Below are 20852 nucleotides of genomic sequence, written 5' to 3' on the forward strand. Positions count from 1 at the left end.
CCTCCGCGACTGTTTTGAAGAAGGAGAATTTGATGAAAAAAATGCGCATGCTGGCAACCGCCGCCCTGATCGCCGCCACCCCTTTTGTAGCTTCCACCGCCATGGCCCAGAACCCCGCCCCCGCCGCTGCCAACATCGACAAGCGCCCCAGCCTGAACCTGGACGCCGAAGCGACCACCCGCGTGCCGGAAGACACGGCCTGGGCCCAGTTCAGCGTCGAGAAGGAATCCAAGGACCAGGCCCAGGCCCAGCAGCTGGGCAAGACGGCACTGGCCGATGTGCTGGCCACTGCCAAAAAGTCTTCGACCCTGCAGGTCACCACCGAGAACCTGTTCACCAGCCCCGTCTACAACAAGGATGGCAAGGTGACCAGCTGGCGCACCCAGTTCAATGTGCAACTGGAGTCGACCGACACTGCAGCGCTCGGCCAGACGATGGCTGCGCTGATGGACAAGGCACGCCTGACCGGTTCGGGCTTCCGCCTGTCGGATGCGGCGCGCAACAAGGCGCAGGACCAGCTGATCGCTGAAGCCGTCAAGAACTTCAACGCCAAGGCCAAGGTCACCGCCAATGCAATGGGATACGCGCAGTACGAGTACGACACCATCCACCTGAACCAGAGCGGCACCAGCCAGCCCATGCCCCGCATGAACCGCAGCGTGGCCATGATGAGCAAGATGGAGGACAGCAGCGCCCCCGTGGGCCTGGAGCCCGGCTACACCACGGTGTCGGTCAGCATGTCCGGCGCGGTGCGTTTGATCAAGTAAGCCGCACCTGTTTAAACGCAGTGGCATAGCGGATCAGCGCTGAGCCACACCAGAGCCAGGGAATGCCTTGCATCCCCTGGCTTTTTCACGCCCATGCTCTGGGCTGCCGCCTGGCTCAGCCCAGCCGCGCCAGAATCAGCACCACGCCGGCCACGGTGAGCAAGGCGCCGGCCATCGCGCCCAAGGTGGGCGGCACCTTGGTCTTCCACCACAAAAGCGGCAGCAGCAGGATGGGCGAGACGGAGGACAGCATGCCCACCAGGCCGGCGCTGCCGTACTTGAGGGCGGCCAGGATCAGGGTCATGCCCATCGCCATCGACAAAAAGGCGCTGCCCGCCAGCAGCTGCCAGTCGCGCGGCTCCATCACGGCAGTCAGGCGTGCCGGTTTCCAGCCCACCAGCAGCAACACGGCATGGAAGCCAAAGCCCGCCGCCATGCGCACGGCCGATGCGGCCACCGGGTCCACATCGGGGCCCATCACCGGCTTGACCACCAAGGTGCCCAACGCCTGGCCCAAGGCGGCTATCAGGCCCAGGCTCACACCCACCGCCAGCCGGCCACGCGTGGCCTCCAGGCTCGATGCGCTGCCGGCGCGCTTGCCGAAGGCAATGGCGCACATCACGCCGCTCAGCACCAGTGCGCAGCCCAGCATGGCCACTGCGCCCATGCGCTCGCCCAAAAAGAGCGCTGCCAGCACGGCCGACATCATCGAATGGGTGGCAAACAAAATGCCCGATCGGCGTGGGCCCAGCCGGTTCATGCAGGCAAACAGCACCGTGTCGCCAATGAAGATGCCGATAAAGCCCGACAACACCAGCACGCTCACCAGCGGCAGGTTCAGGCTGCCCCAGGTGCCCGCCAAGGTGGCCCACCCGCCCAGCATCACGGTGGCAAACACCATGCGCCAGCGGGTAAAGGCAAAGGCGCCCATCTTGCGCGCCACCGGGGCGGAGAACAGCGCGGCCAGCGCCCAGCAGGCGGCGGCCAATACGGCCAGGGATTCAGGGGGGAAAGGAAATGGCGACACGGCAGGCGGCAAAATGAGGCGCCAGCGGTGCAAGCTGTCTCGCACCATGCTGCGCAGCTGCCCCAACAGCGCTAGGATGCCCATCCAGACACCCCAGCCCCGGCACCAGGTGCGAGGACGAGCGATTGTAGAGCCCAGCAATGGCCTTTGCGAGCGCGGCCAGTCACCCGGGCGGCCACCACCACCTTTTGACCAGACATTCAGGACCAGCATGAGCAAGAAACTACGTATCGCGGTATTGGCGGGCGACGGCATTGGCAAGGAAGTGATGCCCGAAGGCATCCGCGTGCTGGAGGCCGCCGCCAAGCGCTTTGACCTGCCGCTGGAGATGCAGCACTTCGACTGGGCGCATTGCGACTACTTTGCCGCCCACGGCCAGATGATGCCCGACGACTGGAAGGCCCAGTTGCAAGGCTTTGACGCCATCCTGTTCGGCGCCGTCGGCTGGCCCGCCACCGTGCCCGACCATGTCTCGCTCTGGGGCTCGCTGCTCAAGTTCCGCCGCGAGTTCGACCAGTACATCAACCTGCGCCCGGTGCGCCTGTTTGAGGGCGTGCCCTGCCCGCTGGCCGGCCGCATGCCGGGCGATATCGACTACTACGTGGTGCGCGAGAACACCGAGGGCGAGTACACCGCGCTGGGCGGCATCATGTTCGAAGGCACGGACCGCGAGATGGTGCTGCAAGAGGCCGTGTTCACCCGCAAGGGCGCCGACCGCCTGCTCAAGTTCGCCTTTGACTTGGCCCAAAGCCGCAGCAAAAAGCATGTGACCCTGGCCACCAAGTCCAACGGCATTGCAATCAGCATGCCCTGGTGGGACAAATGTGCCGAAGCCATGGCCAAAAACTACCCTGATGTGGTGCTGGACAAGCAGCATATCGACATCCTCACCGCCCGCTTTGTGCTGCAGCCCGGCCGCTTCGATGTGGTCGCCGCGACCAACCTGTTTGGCGACATCCTGAGCGACCTGGGCCCTGCTACCACCGGCACCATTGGCCTGGCACCGTCGGCCAACCTGAACCCCGAGCGCAACTTCCCCTCGCTGTTCGAGCCGGTGCATGGCTCGGCGCCCGACATCTATGGCCAGAACATTGCCAACCCGATCGCGATGATCTGGTCGGTGGCGCTGATGCTGGACTTCCTGGGCAACGGCCAAGGTGCCTGGCGCAGCGCCCACGATGCCATCGTCGATGCCATCAGCCAGACGATTCTGAGCGGCCCGCGCACGCCCGACCTGGGCGGCCAGGCCAAGACCCCGGACGTGGGCAAGGCGATTGCACAAGTGCTGGCCTGAACGCCGGGCACCCCAGGCGGCGTTGACTGCGCTGGCCAGCGCCTTGCTGGCCTGGGCGCCGCTGGCGCATGCCCGGGGCTATACGCCCCAGGGCTGCTGCGGCGGCTATGAGAAAGTCAGCATCGGCAGCCCAGCCGGCACCTGTGTAGCCCTGGTGGCTGATGAGCGCGATGGCCTGCGCGCGCCCCGCCGGGTGCTGGAGATCAGCCCCGGGCGCCTGTGGATCATCGACATGGGCAGCTGGGTGCCGCGCCAGGGCCGCCTGCTGGAGCTGAGCCTGCCGGCGCCCTCAGACGCTCCCACCCAACGCCCCCAGGTCAAGGTGCTGGCCGACAAGCTTGACCGCCCGCTCGCGCTGCTGCGCGGGCCCGATGCGCAAATCTACATTGGCGAGGCCGGCCGTATCTGGCGCACACCGGTGCCGGCCGCCGGCCAGCCGATCCAGCCCCAGACCGTGCTCGACCAGTTACCTGATGACGGCGCCCACCCGCTCAAGGAAATCAGCTTTGGGCCCGATGGCAGCCTCTATGTCAACATCGGCTCGGCCAGTGACCGCTGCCAGGACGCGCAAGGCGCGCTGCCTTATCCCTGCCCCGAGCGCGGGGCGATGCAGTTCCGGGGCGCGGTATGGCGTGCGGTTCTGCGCAGCCCTGCGGTGCAAGGACAAGCGCCTGTGCAGCAGTTCGCGCCGTTTGCGCTGGGTCTGCGCAACTCCGTGGCCCTGGCCACCCTGCCCGACGGCCCCGCCAAAGGCAGCCTTTGGCAGGCGGAGAACAACATCGACTACCGCGACAGGAACGAGCCCCCCGAAGAGCTCAACGAGCTGGTGGAAGGCGCCGACTACGGCTGGCCCTACTGCGTGGGCGCACAGCGCCCGGCGCGCGGCTATGAGCAACGCGCGCGCTGCGCCGCCACCAAGGCGCCCCATATGCTCTGGCCCGCGCACACGGCGCCGCTGCACCTGCTGGCCACCCCACAGGCCAGCCCCTTCCAAGGCCAGTTGCTGGCCGCCTGGCATGGGCCGCAAGGCCACCGCGTGGTGGGCTTTGCGCGCCAGAAGGACGGCAAGCCCGGGGGCAAACCGATCGAATGGCTGGGCCACTGGACGGCAGACGGCAAGACCCGGCCACTGGGCCGGCCCACCGGCCTGGCCCTGAACCATGCCGGCCAGCTGATGGTGGTGGAAGACTACAACCGCACACTGTTGATGCTGCTGCCAGATACCGCCAGCGCCCCCGCCGCGCAGCGCTGACCGGCGCGCTGGCCCGCCTGCCGCCAGCGCGACATCCAGCCGCGCGCCCCGCTTGCCCTTCCTGCGCCCCGGCCTATCATCGACCCTACTACATCCCCATGTTGCGCAGGCCTTTTGACGAGCGCCTCGCGGCCACCGCGTCATGACAGCGCTCCCCACCTCGGTGCCTCCGGGCCCCACCCCACCGTCCGGCCTGTATTTCGGCTGGGTGATCGTCGCCGCCTCCACCATCCTCACCTTGCTGACGGTGGGCATGCGCATGGGGATCGGTCCCTTCATCGTGCCGCTGTCGCAGGACCTGGGCTTCAGCCGCAGCCTGCTGTCGTCCATCGTCGCGTTTGGCATGCTGTGCTACGGCCTGGGCATGCCGCTGGCTGGCTGGTTGGTGGCGCGCCAGGGCACGCGGCGGGTGCTGCTGCTGGGCACCGTGATCGTGGTACTGTCCTGCATCTGGGCCGTCAACGCCCGCACGCCCTGGCTGTTCTTCTGGTCCTATGGCGTGGCGCTGTCGCTGGGTCTGGCCTTCACCAGCCCGGTGGCGGTCACGCCGATGATCAGCAGCTGGTTCACACGCCAGCGCGGCATGGCGCTGTTCTTTCTGTCCACCGGCTCCATGGCGGGCATTGCAGTGATGACGCCGGTCTTCACCTTCACCATTGCGCGCTGGGGCTGGCAGCACACCTTGCTGGGCTTTGCGCTGGTGTTTGCGCTCATCGTCAGCGCGATGGCGCTGTGGATTGTGCGCGACGACGCGCCCGAGCACACCGACCTGACGCCCGCCGAGCAAGCCGCCCGCCAGGAGCGCCTGCGCGCCATGGCCGGCCAGCCCGCCGCGCCCTCGCTGCGCTTTGCCCAGGCCGTGGCCACCGCGCCCTTCTGGCAGATCTTTCTGGGCCTGTTTGCCTGCGGCTTCAGCATGAACCTGCTGGGCACGCATGGCGTGCCCATGCTGATGGACCATGGCTTTGATGCCGGCAGCAGTGCCGGCGGCATTGGCTTGATCGGCCTGGTCGCCATCTTCAGCACCCTGGGCCTGGGCAAGCTGTCCGACATGGTGCCGCGCCGCTACATCCTGGCCGTCATCTACCTGGTGCGGGGGCTGGGCTTTGTCGGGCTGGTGGCCGTCATCCACCATTGGCAACTCTATGCCGTGGCCGCGCTGGGTGGCATTGTCTGGGCCGGCTCGATCGCCGCCTCGTCGGCCATCCTGGGCGATCTCTATGGCATCAAGCTGGTCGGCATGCTCTACGGCTGCGCCTACCTGGGCCACCAGATTGGCGCCATGATCAGCAGCTGGCTGGGCGGCTGGGCCTACGAGCAGTTCGGCACCCACTGGATCGCCTTTGGCGCCGCCGCCGCGCTGCTGGTGCTGGCCGCTGGCGTATCGCTGCTGCTGCCCACGCGGCTGGCAGCCAATCCGCGTTAAGGCTGCCTGAGCCTCAGTCGATCTTCAGGTGGGTAGCTTGCGCCACCTCGGCCCAGCGCTTGATCTCGCTGTTGAAGAAGCGCTGAAAACTGGCCGACGAATTGGGCGCCGGCGGCAGCATAAAGCCATTGCTCTGGTACTTGGCCCGCACATCGGGGTTGGCATTCAGCGCGCGGTTGATGGCCTTGTTGACAGTCTCCACCACCTGGGCAGGTGTGCCTGCTGGCGCAAACACGCCAAACCAGGCAGCGACCTCAAAGCCGGGCACCCCGGACTCGGCGACGGTCGGAATGTCCGACGCAAAATCAACGCGCGCTGCGGTCGTCACCGCCAGGCCCTTGAGCTTGCCGGCGCGGATCTGCGCCAGCAGCGGCGGCAGGTTGTCCATCATCGAATCCACCTGCCCGCCCAGCAGGTCCGACACCGCCGGGCCGCTGCCCCGGTAAGGCACATGCAGAATGCTGGTGCCTGTCTTGAGCTTGAACAGCTCGCAACCCAGATGGGCCGAAGAACCACTGCCTGGCGATGCGCAGGTCAGCTTGTCCGGGTGTTGCTTGCCATAGGCGATGTACTCGGCCACCGAGTTGACCGGCAGCTTGGCGCTCACGGCCAGGATATTGGGCACCACGTTGAGCTGTGCCACAGGCACCAGGTCCTTGCCGGCATCAAAGCCCAGCTTGGTGTAGAGGCCCTGGTTGATCGCTGTCGAGATGGAGCCGACAAACAGCGTATAGCCGTCGGCCGGCGCGCGCACCACATACTCGGCACCGATATTGCTGTTGGCGCCCGGGCGGTTTTCGACGATGAAGGACTGGCCCAGGTCCTTGCCCAGCGCATCGGCGATCAGCCGCGCGCCAATATCGGTGGCACCGCCGGGGGCATAGCCCACGACCAGTTTCACGGGCTTGCTGGGGTAGCCCGTGCCTTGGGCCTGTGCGGCGGGCAACAGCGCCCATGCGGCGGCCAGGGCCAGCGCGGCCTTGCTCAGTGTCATCATTTTTTTGTCTCCTTGATTGCAAATAGGTGCAGCGCTTTAGCGCTGACTGGGGGGCAGCGAAAAATCGCCCTGGATACGCAAATAGTCCGTGGTCAGCTCCTGCGGGCGTTTGACACCCAGCAGCGCCAGGTTGGTCATCAGCTCCTGGCGGAACAGCTGCACGGCGTGGGCAATGCCCGCCTCGCCTGCGACGGCCGCGCCAAACAGCTGCGGCCGGCCGGTAAAGACCAGGTCGGCGCCCAGCGCCATGGCCTTGAGCACATCGCTGCCCCGGCGAAAGCCGCCGTCGATGAACACCGGATAGTGGGCAGGCACGGCCTGCCGAATCTCGGGCAGCGCCTGCAAGGGGGAGATGCAGGCATCGAGCTGGCGCCCACCATGGGTGGAGACGATGACCGCATCGGCGCCACGGGCCACGGCCAGCCTGGCGTCCTCCGGGTGCATGACGCCCTTGAGCACCAGCTTGCCCTTCCAGGCAGCGCGGATCTGGTCTATGCAGTCCCAGTCGAGCTGGTCGCGCTCGCCGCGAAAGCCATTGGGCGGGTCGGCCGTGATGGCCGGCCCCGCCTCATGGGCCAGGTTGGCAAAGCGGGGCACGCCCTGGCTCAGGACCGTGCGCAAAAACACATCGCAGCTCCAGCGCGGGTGGCGCAGGCCATCGAGCAGCAAGGTCCAACTGGGGCGAAACGGCACGGTAAAGCGCAAGCGCTGCAGGTTCTCGCGGTTGGCGCCCACGCAGGTGTCGATGGTGACCACCAGCACGGGGATCTGGGCACGTTCCAGGCGCTGCAGCAGCGGCAGGATGCGCGCCATATTGCCCGGCAGATAGGCCTGGTACCAGCAGCGCTGGCCATGGGCGTTTTGCAGCTGTTCCAACGGCACGGTCGATGCGCCGCTGATGATGAAGGGCAGCGCCTGCGCCTGCGCCACCTTGGCCAGCGCGGCATCGCAGTCCTTCATCACGATGGCGGCAAAACCGGTGGGTGCAAAGCCCATCGGCATGGCATAGGTCTGGCCCCACAAGGTGGTGGCCGTGCTGCGCTGGGCCACATGGCGCAGGCCGCGCGGCACAAAGCCCAGGCGCGAGAAAGCCTGCAGGCTTTGCTGCAACGACACGCCGTCTTCCGTGCCGCCGCAGACATAGCCGCGCACACAGGCGGGCAAGCGCTTGCGGGCAGCGCGCTCCAGGTCGGCAATCGAGAGGTAGTGGTGCAGCGCGGCCATGTGCGCGGTCTCCATGGTTATTGTTTTTCCAACCACGCATTGTTGGCAGCCGCCCCGCCCGGGGCAAACGAAATTAAATGATCGGGCTATTCCAAAATTTCATGCAGATGGCGGGCTGGCATGCGCCTGCGCCAGCACCCAATCGACAAAATGGCGGATCTTGGGCAAGGCCGCGCAGTGGCTGGCATGGGCCACGTAGTAGGCGCCGTCGCTGGGCTGGACAAAGGGCCAGGGCTGCACCAGGCTGCCCCGGGCCAGCGCCTGCTCGGCAAACATGCGCGGCATGACGCCCAAGCCAATGCCCTCCTGTGCGGCCTGCAGGCACATGGAGAAGGTGTCAAAACGCGGGCCCCGGTAGGCATCGACCGGCACAAAGCCCTGGCAGGCAAACCAGTCGCGCCAGATCTCGGGCCGAAAGGAACACTGGACCAGGGGCAACTGCTCCAGCTCGGCCAGCGATGCCAAACCATGGGCGGGCAGGATCTCAGGTGCACAAACCACCGCCACATCGGCCTCGAACAGGCGGTGGCAGTCCGCGCCCGGCAGGCTGCCTTCGCCATAGAACAGCGAGATGTCGATGCGCGACTGCATCAGGTCAAAAGGCCGGGCATCGCCCTTGGTGACGACCTGGATATGCGGGTAGGCCTGCATGAACTGGCGCAGGCGCGGCACCAGCCAGGTGATGCCAAAGGTGGGCTGCACGGCAATCGTCAGCGTTTCATCCGCCTCGCCATAGCCCATCACATAGCGGGCCGAGGCATCGACCTGGTTCAGGATGCTGCGCACTTCGCCCAGGTACATGCGCCCGGCCGGGGTGAGCGACAGCCCGCGCGCCGAGCGGTGGAACAGCGCCTGGCAGACGGTGGCTTCCAGCTGCGCAATCTGCTTGCTGATGGCGCTCTGGGTCAAGAACAAATCCTGGGCTGCCAGGGTAAAGCTCATGTGGCGCGCCACGGCCTCAAAGCACTGCAGCGCCATCATCGACGGCATGATGCGTTTTTGCATGTCAGGCACCTCCCTTGCGCGGTCGCTGCTGGGCCAGTTGCTGGTCCAGAATGCCGCCCAGGTGCTGGAGCAGCACGCGGGCCTGGGCCTCAGGGCGGCGCTGGCTGACCAGGATCAGCGGCGCCACCAGGCCGGGCGCACCGCTCAGCCGCCGGTAGGCCAGCCCATCGCTGCGCAGGTGCTGCAGCGAGGCCGGCACAATGCTCAGGCCCAGGCCGGCGGCCACCAGGCTCAGCGTGGCAGTGAGGCGCGGGGCCTCTTGCACCACCTGCGGATGAAAGCCCGCGCCCACACAGGCAGCGACGATGCCATCGTGCAGGCCCGGGCCCGCTGGCCGCCGGTACAGCACCAGCGGTTGGCCCCGCAGCTGCGCCAGCGGCAAGGGGCGGCGCGACTGCATCAGTGCATGGCCCAGCGGCCCGGCCACGACCATCGGCTCGCTCAGCAGATGCCGGCTGCTGAGGCTGGGCTGCGCCTCCCAGGCCGAGCGCACCAGTGCCGCATGCAGGCGTTGCGCCAGCAGGCCGTCCAGCAGCTCGCCCGATCCCGCCTCTTCCAACGTGACCTTCACGCGCGGCCACTGCGCCCTGAAAGCCCGCAGCACCTGTGCCACCAAGGGGTGCAACGCCGCCGAACTGGTAAAGCCAATGGCCACATGGCCACGCCCGCCCTGGGCGGCATCCTGCACCAGGCCGGCCATGGCCTCCACCCGGGCCAGCACCATGCGCGCCTCCTGCACCAACGCCAGACCGGCGGCGGTGGGCCGCATGCCTCGGGGCAACCGCTCCATCAAGGGTGTGCCCATCTCGGCCTCCAGTTGCTGCAACAGGCGGGTCAGCGGCGGCTGCTGCATACCCAGTTGCTCGGCCGCGCGGGTCAGGTTGCCACACTCGGCAATGCAGACCAGGGCCCGCAGCTGTCTCAACTCCATCAAGCAATACCTCAAAAGTATGGTTGTGGTTTTTATAGCGTATTTGTCAGCATGGGTAAAGCGCACTACAGTGCCCGGCAAGCCCACACAAGGAGAACCCCATGACCTGGTCAGCCCAGCAGTACAGCCAGTTTGAAGCCGAACGCACCCGCCCCGTGCGTGATCTGGTGGCCGCCATCCCGAACACCGAAGTGCAGACCGCGATTGACCTGGGCTGCGGCCCCGGCAACTCCACCGAAGTGCTGCAGGCGCGCTACCCCGATGCGGCGGTGACAGGACTGGACAATGACGAAGACATGCTGCGCGCTGCACGCGAGCGCCTGCCGCAGACGCCGTTTGCGCTGGCCGATATTGGCAACTGGCAGGCCGCGCCGGCCGTGGATGTGATTCTGGCCAATGCCAGCCTGCAGTGGCTGCCCGACCACGCCCGCCTCTACCCGCAATTGCTGCAGCAACTGCGCACCGGCGGCAGCCTGGCGGTGCAGACGCCCGACAACCTGCAGGAGCCCGCCCATGTGCTGGCACGCGAGGTGGCCGCGCAAGGCCCCTGGGCCTCGCGCATCGGCGCGGTGCGCCACCCAGATCGGCACAACCTGGACTGGTACTACGCACTGCTGCAGCCGCTGTGCAGCCGGGTCGATGCCTGGCGCACCACCTATATGCACCCGCTGGCCAACCACGAGGCGGTGGTGGAATGGTTCAAGGGCTCGGCGCTGCGCCCGTTTTTGGCGCAGCTGGATGCGCAGGAGAAGACCCAGTACCTGGCCGACTACCTGGCCGCCATCCGCCAGGCCTACCCGGCGCTGCCCAGCGGCACGGTGCTGCTGCCCTTCCCCCGGATCTTTATTGTGGTCACTCTTTGATGTAGGCCTTGTGCATCAAGCCTTGGGCAACTGCGGTGGTGTGACCAGGTCTTCCAGGCTCAGGCCCTTCTCACGCAGCAGCGCTTCGAGCAGGGGTTTGAGTTGGCCCAGGCTCTCGTCCACCGCTTCGCGTACGGTGTCCACCACCACCTGGGTGCTGCGCTCGATCTCGATGTTCAGGCGGTCACCGGCGCGCTTGTCGCCAAACACGGTCATGCGCAGGGTCTCGGGAATCAGCCAGACCTCGAACCAGCCTTCCTGGCGGTTGACCTCGGCAACGGTCAGGCTGGCGCCGTTGATGGCGATATAGCCCTTGGCAAACACATAGCGGCGAAAGGCCTCGGGCACCGCCACGCGCATCACATGGTTGTTGTCGAACTGGCGCACCTGCACCAAGGTGCCGGTAAAGTCCACGTGGCCCGACAGCGGGTGGCCGCCAATCTCGGCGCCATCCTTGGCCGCGCGCTCCACATTCACTGGTGAGCCCAGCGCCAGCGCACCCAGGGTGGTGATGTTCAGGCTCTGCTGCATCACATCAAAGCGCGCGTGCGTGGGGTCCAGCAACTCGGTCACCGTCAGGCACACGCCGTCGTGCGACACGCTGGCCCCTATCGCCAGGTCTTCGCAAAAGCCATCGGGAAAGGCCACGGTAAAGCTCCGCAGCCCCGGTTGGTCGTCGATCGCGCTGATGCGCGCCACTGCCTGAATAATGCCGGTAAACACAGCCCACTCCTTACAGCGCTGGCCCCGTCGTGGCCAGCTGCTCACTCAAAAAAATAAAACCCGCCCGCCGCCCCTGGATTGGATGGCTGTGAGCGGGCTGGACGCTATTCAGCGGCGCGGGATCAGGACCCTGCCACCTTCATGCGGTTGATCAGGATGCTGCCCAGGGTCTTGGAGCCGGCGTTGTACGCATCGGCGCCCACGGCTTCGATGCCCTTGAACATGTCCTTGAGGTTGCCAGCAATGGTGATCTCTTCGACCGGGAAGGCGATCTGGCCGTTTTCCACCCAGAAACCACTGGCGCCGCGCGAGTAATCACCGGTGACCGGGTTCACGCCCTGGCCCATCAGCTCGATCACAAACAGACCCGTGCCCAGCTTTTGCAGCATGGCGTTGAGGTCGTCCGAAGGGCGGGTCTTGGTCGAGTAGAAATGCAGGTTGTGGGCGCCGCCGGCATTGCCGGTGGTGCGCATGCTCAGCTTGCGGGCCGAATAGGTAGACAGGAAATAGCCGGCCACCTTGCCATCCTCGATCACCGAGCGCTTGGCCACACGCACGCCTTCGTCGTCATAAGGCGCACTGCCCTTGCCGCCGATGATGAACGGGTCTTCAACCAGCTGGATGTGCTTGGGGAACACCTTCTTGCCCAGCGAATGCAGCAAAAAGGAGCTGCGGCGGTAGAGCGCGCCACCGCTGATGGCCTGCACCAGCGAGCCCACCAGGCCGGCGGCCAGCGGGGCATCGAACAGCACCGGGCATTCGGTGGTAGGGATCTTGCGGGCGCCCAGGCGCGAGAGTGCGCGCTCGGCAGCATACCGGCCTACCACGGCAGGGTCAGCCAGGTCGCTGGCGCGGCGCATGCTGCTGTACCAGGCATCGCGCTGCATGTCCGCGCCCTTGCCGGCAATCGGTGCCACCGACAGGCTGTGGCGCGAGCTGGCATAACCACCGGCAAAACCGTTGGTGTGGGCGCTGTAGAAATGGCTTTGCTGGGCCGATACACCGGCGCCTTCGCTGTTGGTGATGCGCTTGTCGGTGGCAAAGGCCGCCGCCTCGCACTGCAGGGCCAATTGGGCCGCCGCTTCGCTGTCAATGGCCCAAGGATGGAATAGCTCCAGTTCGCGGTGCTCGGCTGCTGGCACAATATCGGCTGCGTCGGGCAGACCTGCGATAGGGTCCTCGGCGGTGAAGCGTGCAATGTCATAGGCCGCCTGCACGGTGCGCTGCACTGCTTCGGCAGAGAAGTCGGACGTGCTGGCATTGCCACGGCGCTTGCCCAGATACACCGTCACTCCCAGTGATTTGTCCCGGTTGCGCTCCACCGTCTCCAGCTCGCCCTTGCGCACACTCACCGACAGACCGGAGCCTTCGGAGGCATCGGCCCCGGCATCGGTCGCACCGAGTTTTTTGGCATGCGAGAGCGCCTGCTCGACGAGATCTTTGAAAAATGCGCGGCTGTAACTGAAGCCGGACTCAGCCTTGGCATCGCCTTGGCTGTTGGAGCTGGATACGGATTTATTCATACTGCCCGCTATGATACTGATAACCGCCATCGCCCAGGCACTGCGCCGGGCGATGGCCTTTTGAACAAAAGCATTTAACCATGTCACGCAAACCCAAAAAAGGCTATTTCGTTCGCGGCAAGTTCGTGGCCGAAGGCAGCGAGCTCGATATCGAACTCAAGGCCGAGCTCAAAGGCACCACCGAGTCGAGCAAGTCCGACCTGAAAAAGGAGATGGATGACCTGCAAGACCTGGGCAAAGAGCTGCTGACCTTGCGCAGCGACCTCTTCAAGCGCCTGGAATTGCCTGAAATCCTGAGCAATGCGCTGGCCGAGGCCAAGCGCATCACCAATTTCGAGGGCAAGCGCCGCCAGATGCAGTACATCGGCAAGCTGATGCGCAAGCTCGAAGACAGCGAAATTGCTGCGATCAAGGCAGCGCTGTCCGAGCAAAAGGAAGGCTCCAGCCTGGAAAAGGCCCTGCTGCATGCCGCCGAGCAGTGGCGCGACCGCATGATCGTCAGCGACGATGCGGTGGCCCAGTGGATCAACGAAGCCCCCGATACCGACATCCAGCAACTGCGCTCCCTGGTGCGCCAGGCCCGCAAGGACATGCCAGGCGCCCACGAGGCCAATGTGCAGGAATCCACCGGCCAGGCGCCCCGCAAGGGCCGCGCCTACCGCGAGCTGTTCCAGCTGGTGCGCGACCATGTGATGGCCGCCCACAGCGCCAGCCGCAGCAGCACGAGCGCCGCCGAAGACGGCGACGACGACGATGACCAGGCCTGATGGCAGCGCAACAGGGCAAGCGATGAGCAGCAGCTACGACACCGTCAAGATTGGCCTCGTGTCCATCAGCGACCGCGCCAGCACCGGCGTTTACGAAGACAAGGGCCTGCCTGCCCTGCAGGACTGGCTGGGCCGCGCGCTGCGCAACCCGCTGCAGTACGAGACCCGGCTGATTGCCGACGATCAGGCGCTGATCAGCCAAACCCTGGTCGAGCTGGTGGACGCCGGCTGCGCGCTGGTGCTGACCACCGGCGGCACGGGGCCTGCACCGCGCGATGTGACGCCCGAAGCGACCCTGGCTATCGCTGACAAGGTGATGCCCGGCTTTGGCGAACAGATGCGCCAGATCAGCCTGCAGTTTGTACCGACCGCGATTCTGTCGCGCCAGGTGGCCGTCATCCGGGGCAGCAGCCTGGTCATCAACCTGCCCGGCCAGCCCAAGGCGATTGCCCAGACCCTGGAAGGCCTGAAGGACGCCGAAGGCCAGCAGCAGGTGCCCGGCATCTTTGCGGCCGTGCCCTACTGCGTGGACCTGATTGGCGGCCCCTATCTGCAAACCGACGAAGCCGTTTGCAAGGCATTTCGCCCCAAGGGCGCCGAGCGGCCCAGCACGAGCTAAGCGTTCCACACCGCCGATAACCGCCCAGAGCGCGAAATGTGTACACAGTTTCGCGCTCTTTGCATTCCAGGCCACGAATGTCCCGGGGCTTTTTGGCGGCGGCGGCCATCGGCACAGGCAGCGGCATTTTTTGGTTAAATGCCTGCTTGCCGCCTTGCCTCTGCCATTTTTGTAGGGCGGTGGTTCTTCATTTCGGCGCCCTCGCCCCACCCGCTTCTTCCTCTATCCAAGCCATAGGCCCGCAGTGCCAAGCGGCGCTTGGTGATCGCGGCCCGGGCAGCGCGCCCAGCGCCCCATGCAAAAGTCACCCGTTACGCTCACCCTGCTGTTTGCCCTGTGCACCATGATTGGTCCGCTGGGCATCGATACCTACCTGCCCTCTTTCCATGCCATTGGGCAGGAGTTTGGCGCCTCGCCCATTGCAGTCCAGCAAACCCTGAGCGTCTATGTCTTTGCGATGGCCAGCACCATGCTGTTCTACGGCACGCTCAGCGACACCTTTGGCCGCCGCCTGGTGCTGATGGTCTCGGCCATCGGCTACGGCATCACCTCGCTGGCAGCAGCCTTTGCCGGCTCGATTGAATCGCTGGTGCTGATGCGCCTGGTGCAGGGTCTGTGCGCCGGCTCGGGCATGGTCATCGTGCGCGCGATGGTGCAGGACCAGCACCAGGGAGCCGAGGCGCAGCGCATGATGGCGCTGGTGATGATGGTGTTTGGCCTGGCCCCTGCCTTGGCGCCCGTGCTGGGCGGCTGGCTGCAAAGCCATGGCGGCTGGCGCTACAGCTTCTATTTCCTGTCGGGCTTTGGCGTCTTGCTGGCGCTGCTGATCTGGCGCCAGCTGCCCGAAACCCTGCCGCCCGAGCGCCGCACGCCGCTGAAGCTGCGCATTATTGCCGGCAACTACCTGCAGGCGCTGCGCAACCGCAAGTTCCGCACCATGCTCATCGGCCTGGCGCTGATGGCCGGTGCCAACTCGATCTACATCAGCTCGGCCGCCGAGTTTGTGATGACCATCCTCGGCATGGACGAAACGGCGCTGGGCTGGCTGTTCATTCCGCTGATCGCCGGCACCATGCTGGGCTCAGCCATCTCCAGCGTGTTTGCCCGCCGCATTCCGCCCAACGTGCAAAAGCGCATCGGCTACGCCTGCCTGTTGGTCGCCTGCGCCTGCAACCTGCTCTACAACAGCCTCACCCAGCAACCCACCGTCCCCTGGGCCGTCCTGCCGATCACGCTCTACACCTTTGGCATCTCGCAGCTGATGCCCATCCTGACCCTGGAAGCCATGGGCCAGTTCCCCCAGATGCGCGGCCTGGCCTCGTCCTTGCAGGGCTTCAGCCAGATGATGGTCTTCACCATCATCTCCGGCCTGGTGGCGCCGCAGCTCTTCCACAGCGGCCTGCTGCTGGCGCTGGGCCTGGCCGTGACGGTGCTGCTGGGGATGGCGGTGTTCGCCTGGGCATCGCGCATGCCGGATGCGCGGGGGGTTGGGCAGGTGGCTTGACTGGGCGGCGAATCGCAATCAAGCCCGTCGCAACAGCACTGCGGTGCCAAACAAATACCTTGAGATGCCGCCGTTACGACATGCTGCCAGACCGGCATCCTCTTATTCGGCTGCACTCGCCTTTAGCAGCATCGCATCCAGCTTCCCATTGCTCTGGTAGTTGATGAAGTCTCTCATAGCCTGAGATAACGGCTCTTCACAGACCACACGCCAGAATTTGCGCGTACCGAGCATGGGCTCCATTTTATGATCAACTCAGCTGCTGCATTGTGTGCCCCAGTGCGTAAAAAGTGCCTCAACAACCTCTCCGTGTCAGTCCTGGAGAGTTGCATGGACTGCAGCAACGTCAGCGCAAATGGGTAGTTGATTTTCCATACTTCTTTGATGAAGGCGACTCTCTCCTCCTCATCTTTGGACAAAAGCCAGCGGCGTAGATCACGCTCCTCCCTAGAGTCACTTGGGCGGAAACTAAACATGTCTGCGGTGTATCACATCGTGGATAACGCCCAGGCGCTTAGAAAGATCTCAGTACCTATCGACTGCCGATCAGCATCGACATGAACTGCGAGGCAGACCACAGCTTCCGATCTGACACCTGCCCATCGCCCAGCTCGATAAGACGCAACCTGCCTTGTGTTGAAAACACGGTATCCACGGAATAAAAACGGCTGTTGATTCGCTGAGCAATTGCTTGCACCAAAGCTGGTGCATCGCCCTCACTCGCATACGCCTTGCCATTCCACACAAAGTAGCGCCTTTCCGTATCCGGCACCAGCTCCTCGAACTCACGGATGCAGACGCCTCCTTCAATGGAGCCTCTGAATTTTTCAATCAGTGCAACTACAGATGCAATTTCGCCTGCAGTGTCGGCGGCGGATCCACGAGAAGTCGTCAGCGATTTCACATAGTCCTTCACAAAGTACCTGGACCAGGAAAGCCCCGCCACCGCGGCTTCAAAATCGGCATCCTTGGGCACCACCACGGTACTGGGCGTGAATTCCGTGCATGAGGAATACCATTCCGGCAGATAGTGGCACAGACGATATTGCGAAGGATTGCTTATCGGGACAGCTCCGCGCATGACGATCGCCTTGTGGAGCATGGCGTATTCCTCAGGGGAAAGCATCCACCCTCTGTACAACAGCTCTTCGCCTTCAATAAGCGCAGGACGCACTTTGAATTCGCCCTGCTGGAAGTCTTCAAGCGAGAAGAGAAGGCAAGCAATTCCGGCAGCCTTTGCAGCTTGCATTTCCTGGACATAAGGCTCATCAGCAACCAATTTATTGAATGGATCCGAGGGAAAAAGGATTTGCATGATTTGCTCGTTATCAACGCCCAGAAATGTCAGCAACCCGAGCGCACTGCAGCGCCTCAGCGGCTGCATTCACACTTGGCGTCGAGTCAACCCAAGCATCCTAGCAGTCCAAGCGCAACGCAGCACCAACATTTGAACCCTGAGCCGCACAAGAAACCTTGTCCGTTGCAAACAGAGTCGGGGGTATCGATCCCCAAAAAAAAACCGCCAGGGCACCCCAAGGCACCACTGGCGGTCAACTACCTATCCAAGACCACAGCAGTAGATCAAACCTGCCCCTCGCGCTTGCGGCGCCAGGCCAGCAGGCCCATGCCGCCCGACAGCAGCGCGAGTGCTGCATGGCCCAAAGTAGGCACGGGGGTGGCGGTAGCGCCAGGTGTGCCAGGTGTGCCGGGGTCATCGGCCAGCACGGCCACGCCACCCGGATCGCGGATAACGCCGTTGGCCTGCAGATCGTCGTCGCCGGTCTGGCCGTCGGTCAGGGTCAGGACCACCTTGTTGCCGCTGATGCTGGCATTCGGGTAGACATACCAGTGGTCCTGGTTGTTGTCGACGGTCTTGCCGTACTTGTAGTACTTGGCGTTGGCGGGCAAGGCCTGCGGGTAGGTCATTTCCACCGTGGCGCTCTGCCCTGCCTGGCCGCCGGTCAGCTGCAGGCTGACGACGCCAAACGGAAAGCTCACGCCGCTGGGCGCCGCTGCGGCAGGGCTCACGGCCACCGCTTGCGCGGCATCGAAGGCCCAGAGACCGGTGCCGCCGCCGCGCACGGTGGCTTGCAGCTCGCCTTGCTTGCCGACAGGCGCCAAGGATGCGCTGGCGGGCTTGGCTTCAAAGTCAAAGCGTAGCTGGCATTGCGCGGAGATCGTGCCGGTGGTGTAGGCCGTTTTATCGGCATTCCACTGGCCTGCAGGGCAGCTGCTGTCTGCCCCCAGGCCCACCAGCTGGTAGCCGGGTTGGGGCACGACCGCGCAGGTGCTGGTCTGGCCGGGCACCGCGCTGCTGCAGCTCACATTACCGGCTGCCGGTGCATTGGGGGTGCCTACCACGCCATCGCTGCCGTCGCCAACCACCAGGGTCACCGGTTGGCCCATGATCACGTAGCTGTAGGTGGCATCCATCTGGTGGCGGTAGCCGGGCATGACGATGGCCGTGCCTGCGCTGCTGAAGCTGAGGCCTCCTTTGCCATCAGGCACTGCCGTAGCGGTGCCACCCAGGTACACCAGGTCCGTGGCAACGGCATCGTTCTGCGCCCGCAGTTGGGTGGTCAGGGTCACACCCAGGCTCAGCGGTTCGTTCAAGGCCAGCGCCGCCGCTTGTGGCTTGGCCGCAATCTCTACAGGGAAGTTGCTGGCCAGGTAGGCATCGTTGGTGGTGATGCCATGGGTTCCCCAGCTGTAGTACTTGTAGAAGGTGGCCGGGTCGTTCACCGTCCAGGGCCAGAAGGTCACGCCACGGTGCTTGGCCGCTTCCATCGTGCTTTGGCGAATGGCGCCGTAGCTGGGATTGAAGGTGGAGGAGTTGGCCTGTGTGGCCTCCAGCACATTGCGCACGCTGGCGGGCACATCGGCGCTGTCGGCAATGCTGTTGAGGAAGCCGCCCGTCAGCTCGGGCATCTGCTCGCCGCTGCGCTTGAGCTGGTCGGCAATGAAGGAGATGGCGACCGACTGGTCCGCCACGCCCTCTTCGGCCATTTCCTTCTTGAGCTGGGCAATGATGCGCGGGTTGCTGCTCTTGAGCTCGATCACATGGGTGATGGGGTCGTTCTTGAACGCCTGGAAGTACTCACGCATCGTGGGCACCTGGTAGCCCTTAGGCTTGGTGGCCAAGGCCTTGACCTGGGCCAGGGTCATGCTCTCGATGGTGCCGGTGCCATTCGTGGTGCGGTTGACGGTGTCGTCATGCATGATCACCAGGTGGTCGTCGGTGGTGATGTAGATGTCGTTCTCCACGGCATCGGCCCCCACCGCTACTGCCGCCTTGGCGCTCTCCAGCGTGTTCTCGTCCTCGCGGCTGGGCATGCCCCGGTGGCCGATCACCAGCGGCTTGCGCAGCAAGGTGTTGGCGGGCAGCTTGCGCAGCACCTCGGCATAGGCCGCGCTGTTGGCAGAGACGACGCCGTTGACACCGCTGACCAGCACCTTCGCCGCTTGCTCAGGGGTTGCAGCCTCGGCATTGGTCCACACCGTGATCAGCAGGCGCTGCAGATGGGCCACGAACGCGCGGTCGGTCAGGCGCTCGGGCAGGATGGCGATCTTGGCGCCTGCCCGGTTGGTATCGCCCACAATGGTCAGCAGATCGGCCTTGGACGTGGTCAGGTTGCGCTCGCTGAAATCCACCGCAGTGCGCAGCTTGGGCAACGCGGCACGGGCTTGCTTGAGCAGCGCCACATCGCTGGACAACAAGGTCAGGTCGGCCAGATTGTGCACCTGGTCGGAGAAGGTCACCAACGCGTTTAAGGTGGCCTCGTCCTGGATGCGCAGCAGCGGGATGGTATTGCGCTTGGGCTGGGCAAAGTAGGCGGCGAGCGTGCCCACGTCGGTGCCGCTGGCATCGCGCAGATGCAGGCTGCTGTCCAGCGTCCACAGTGCATTGCTGGCGCCGCTGCCGTCCAGCGATTGCAGGCCTTCTGCGGCCTGCACCAGCGTAGGCGCCATTGCAGCAGGGCTGCCAGCGTCCTGCACCACCACGGGCATGTCCAACTCGGGCAGCGGCGTGATCTGCTCGGTCACCTTGATGCTCTTGACGCGCATGATCAGGCCTGCGGTCTGCATGCCGATCCCGCCCTTGGCCAGGTCTGCGCTCAGCAGGGCATCGTGCAACAGCACGCCATCGAGGTATTGGCGCACGCGCTTGCCATGCACCACCACGCTGGCGACGTAGGTCTTGTTGGCACTGATGGCTTCGGTATAGGGCTTGGTGCCCTGCACCGACCAGCCACCGCCACTGCGGTAGGCAAACTCCGTGCCGTTGTTGGCAGTGGCGGTCTGGCGGATCGCGAACTGGTAGTAGGGCTCATGCGCCGGCGTGGCGCTGGACGGCGACGTGCGGTACATCACGCTGCCCCAACGGGCCGAGTTGTTCGGCTGCTCGAAGCTGAACGCCATGTCCACACGGTAGTTGGAGAGGTTCTCGAACTCCGCAGGCAGAAGCACGGCCGTCATCGCAGTGCTGTCGGCCTTGCCATTGATCAGCAGATTGCCGGTGCTGGCCTCGATGGAGGCCGTGCCCTTGTTCCATGCAGCGGTGCGCCAGCCCGCAGGCAGGGTGGTCGCAGTCGTGTCGTTGAAGACATGCTCGACGTAGACCTGGCCCTGGGGATCGGCAGCAGCCAGCTTGGCTTCCAGCGCCTGGCGTGCGGGGGTATGGGTGGCCTGGTCGGCCGCCAAGGTGGTGTGTGTCGTGAGGATCAGCAAAGAGGCCATGGCGGCCACAAGGGGTAAGCGTCGCATAGGGTTCCCAAAAGAAAGGCGGAAGTGTTGCAACTGCAGGTGACAGCCTGATGAAAAAACGTGACTTCCCCTCTGCATCTGAGCGTGTCTCCTGGGCCAAAATCTCTGTTTGTTATTTGGAATTTGTTTTTATTTATCTATTTATTAAATGCTTTTCGGCGCCACA

Annotated in this window: 17 protein-coding genes; 8 read left to right on the forward strand and 9 right to left on the reverse strand. The window is 64.8% G+C overall.

Features of this window, described 5'->3' with window-relative positions; genetic code table 11:
* Nucleotides 1–32: 32 nt before the first annotated feature.
* Entirely contained in the window at nt 33–767 is a 735-nt protein-coding gene (locus tag LPW39_RS04315) for an SIMPL domain-containing protein (protein ID WP_230771616.1), read from the forward strand.
* Between the two features lie 115 nt (nt 768–882).
* Here the strand turns inward: LPW39_RS04315 and LPW39_RS04320 are convergent, their stop codons facing one another.
* Nucleotides 883–1794, reverse strand: coding sequence for a DMT family transporter (locus LPW39_RS04320; RefSeq protein WP_230771618.1), 912 nt, complete (start codon nt 1792–1794; stop codon nt 883–885).
* Nucleotides 1795–2005: 211 nt separating this feature from the next.
* Here LPW39_RS04320 and LPW39_RS04325 point away from each other — a divergent pair, with 211 nt between their 5' ends.
* The 3 genes from LPW39_RS04325 (at nt 2006) to LPW39_RS04335 (ending at nt 5766) form a co-directional block, all read left to right on the forward strand.
* Nucleotides 2006–3088, forward strand: a complete 1083-nt coding sequence (locus tag LPW39_RS04325; protein WP_230771620.1) for a tartrate dehydrogenase — start codon at nt 2006–2008, stop codon at nt 3086–3088.
* Between the two features lie 22 nt (nt 3089–3110).
* Complete coding sequence (locus LPW39_RS04330) at nt 3111–4340, forward strand: PQQ-dependent sugar dehydrogenase (RefSeq protein WP_230771622.1); 1230 nt, start codon at nt 3111–3113, stop codon at nt 4338–4340.
* A gap of 142 nt (nt 4341–4482) precedes the next feature.
* Nucleotides 4483–5766 carry an MFS transporter gene (locus tag LPW39_RS04335; RefSeq protein ID WP_230771624.1) on the forward strand — a complete coding sequence of 428 codons (1284 nt, stop codon included), beginning with the start codon at nt 4483–4485 and terminating at the stop codon, nt 5764–5766.
* A 13-nt stretch (nt 5767–5779) separates the two neighbouring features.
* On the opposite strand, the gene LPW39_RS04340 is transcribed toward LPW39_RS04335, so the two are convergent.
* The 4 genes from LPW39_RS04340 to LPW39_RS04355 all read right to left on the reverse strand — a co-directional run bounded on the left by LPW39_RS04340 (nt 5780) and on the right by LPW39_RS04355 (nt 9923).
* Nucleotides 5780–6763 carry a tripartite tricarboxylate transporter substrate binding protein gene (locus tag LPW39_RS04340; RefSeq protein ID WP_230771626.1) on the reverse strand — a complete coding sequence of 328 codons (984 nt, stop codon included), beginning with the start codon at nt 6761–6763 and terminating at the stop codon, nt 5780–5782.
* A gap of 36 nt (nt 6764–6799) precedes the next feature.
* Nucleotides 6800–8002, reverse strand: coding sequence for an alpha-hydroxy acid oxidase (locus tag LPW39_RS04345; RefSeq protein WP_230771628.1), 1203 nt, complete (start codon nt 8000–8002; stop codon nt 6800–6802).
* Between the two features lie 84 nt (nt 8003–8086).
* Nucleotides 8087–8992: a LysR substrate-binding domain-containing protein gene (locus tag LPW39_RS04350; RefSeq protein WP_230771630.1), complete on the reverse strand. Its 906-nt coding sequence runs from the start codon at nt 8990–8992 to the stop codon at nt 8087–8089.
* A 1-nt stretch (nt 8993) separates the two neighbouring features.
* Nucleotides 8994–9923: a LysR family transcriptional regulator gene (locus tag LPW39_RS04355; RefSeq protein WP_230771631.1), complete on the reverse strand. Its 930-nt coding sequence runs from the start codon at nt 9921–9923 to the stop codon at nt 8994–8996.
* A 101-nt stretch (nt 9924–10024) separates the two neighbouring features.
* On the opposite strand from LPW39_RS04355, the gene tam reads away from it, so the two are divergent.
* Nucleotides 10025–10786: a trans-aconitate 2-methyltransferase gene (tam, locus tag LPW39_RS04360; protein ID WP_230771633.1), complete on the forward strand. Its 762-nt coding sequence runs from the start codon at nt 10025–10027 to the stop codon at nt 10784–10786.
* A gap of 15 nt (nt 10787–10801) precedes the next feature.
* Here tam and LPW39_RS04365 read toward each other — a convergent pair whose 3' ends face one another.
* Nucleotides 10802–11509 (reverse strand): riboflavin synthase subunit alpha, encoded by a 708-nt coding sequence (locus tag LPW39_RS04365; RefSeq protein WP_230771635.1) that lies wholly within the window; start codon nt 11507–11509, stop codon nt 10802–10804.
* Nucleotides 11510–11631: 122 nt separating this feature from the next.
* Nucleotides 11632–13032, reverse strand: coding sequence for a metalloprotease PmbA (pmbA, locus tag LPW39_RS04370; RefSeq protein ID WP_230771636.1), 1401 nt, complete (start codon nt 13030–13032; stop codon nt 11632–11634).
* 80 nt (nt 13033–13112) lie between these two features.
* Here pmbA and yjgA point away from each other — a divergent pair, with 80 nt between their 5' ends.
* From yjgA to LPW39_RS04385, 3 genes are all read left to right on the forward strand, one after another.
* Nucleotides 13113–13799 carry a ribosome biogenesis factor YjgA gene (gene yjgA / locus LPW39_RS04375; RefSeq protein ID WP_230771638.1) on the forward strand — a complete coding sequence of 229 codons (687 nt, stop codon included), beginning with the start codon at nt 13113–13115 and terminating at the stop codon, nt 13797–13799.
* A 22-nt stretch (nt 13800–13821) separates the two neighbouring features.
* The gene (gene mog / locus LPW39_RS04380) at nt 13822–14418 is read left to right on the forward strand and encodes a molybdopterin adenylyltransferase (protein ID WP_230771640.1); all 597 of its coding nucleotides are present in this window, start codon (nt 13822–13824) and stop codon (nt 14416–14418) included.
* A gap of 295 nt (nt 14419–14713) precedes the next feature.
* On the forward strand, nt 14714–15922 hold the full coding sequence (locus LPW39_RS04385; protein WP_230771642.1) for a multidrug effflux MFS transporter: 1209 nt from the start codon (nt 14714–14716) through the stop codon (nt 15920–15922).
* Nucleotides 15923–16454: 532 nt separating this feature from the next.
* Here the strand turns inward: LPW39_RS04385 and LPW39_RS04390 are convergent.
* Together LPW39_RS04390 and LPW39_RS04395 are read right to left on the reverse strand one after the other, a co-directional pair.
* The gene (locus LPW39_RS04390) at nt 16455–17237 is read right to left on the reverse strand and encodes an ATP-grasp domain-containing protein (RefSeq protein ID WP_230771644.1); all 783 of its coding nucleotides are present in this window, start codon (nt 17235–17237) and stop codon (nt 16455–16457) included.
* A gap of 266 nt (nt 17238–17503) precedes the next feature.
* Nucleotides 17504–20659 (reverse strand): IPTL-CTERM sorting domain-containing protein, encoded by a 3156-nt coding sequence (locus tag LPW39_RS04395; RefSeq protein ID WP_230771646.1) that lies wholly within the window; start codon nt 20657–20659, stop codon nt 17504–17506.
* Between the last annotated feature and the right edge of the window lie 193 nt (nt 20660–20852).

It is taken from the genome of Comamonas koreensis (genome assembly GCF_021026195.1).
Lineage (GTDB): Bacteria > Pseudomonadota > Gammaproteobacteria > Burkholderiales > Burkholderiaceae_C > Comamonas > Comamonas koreensis.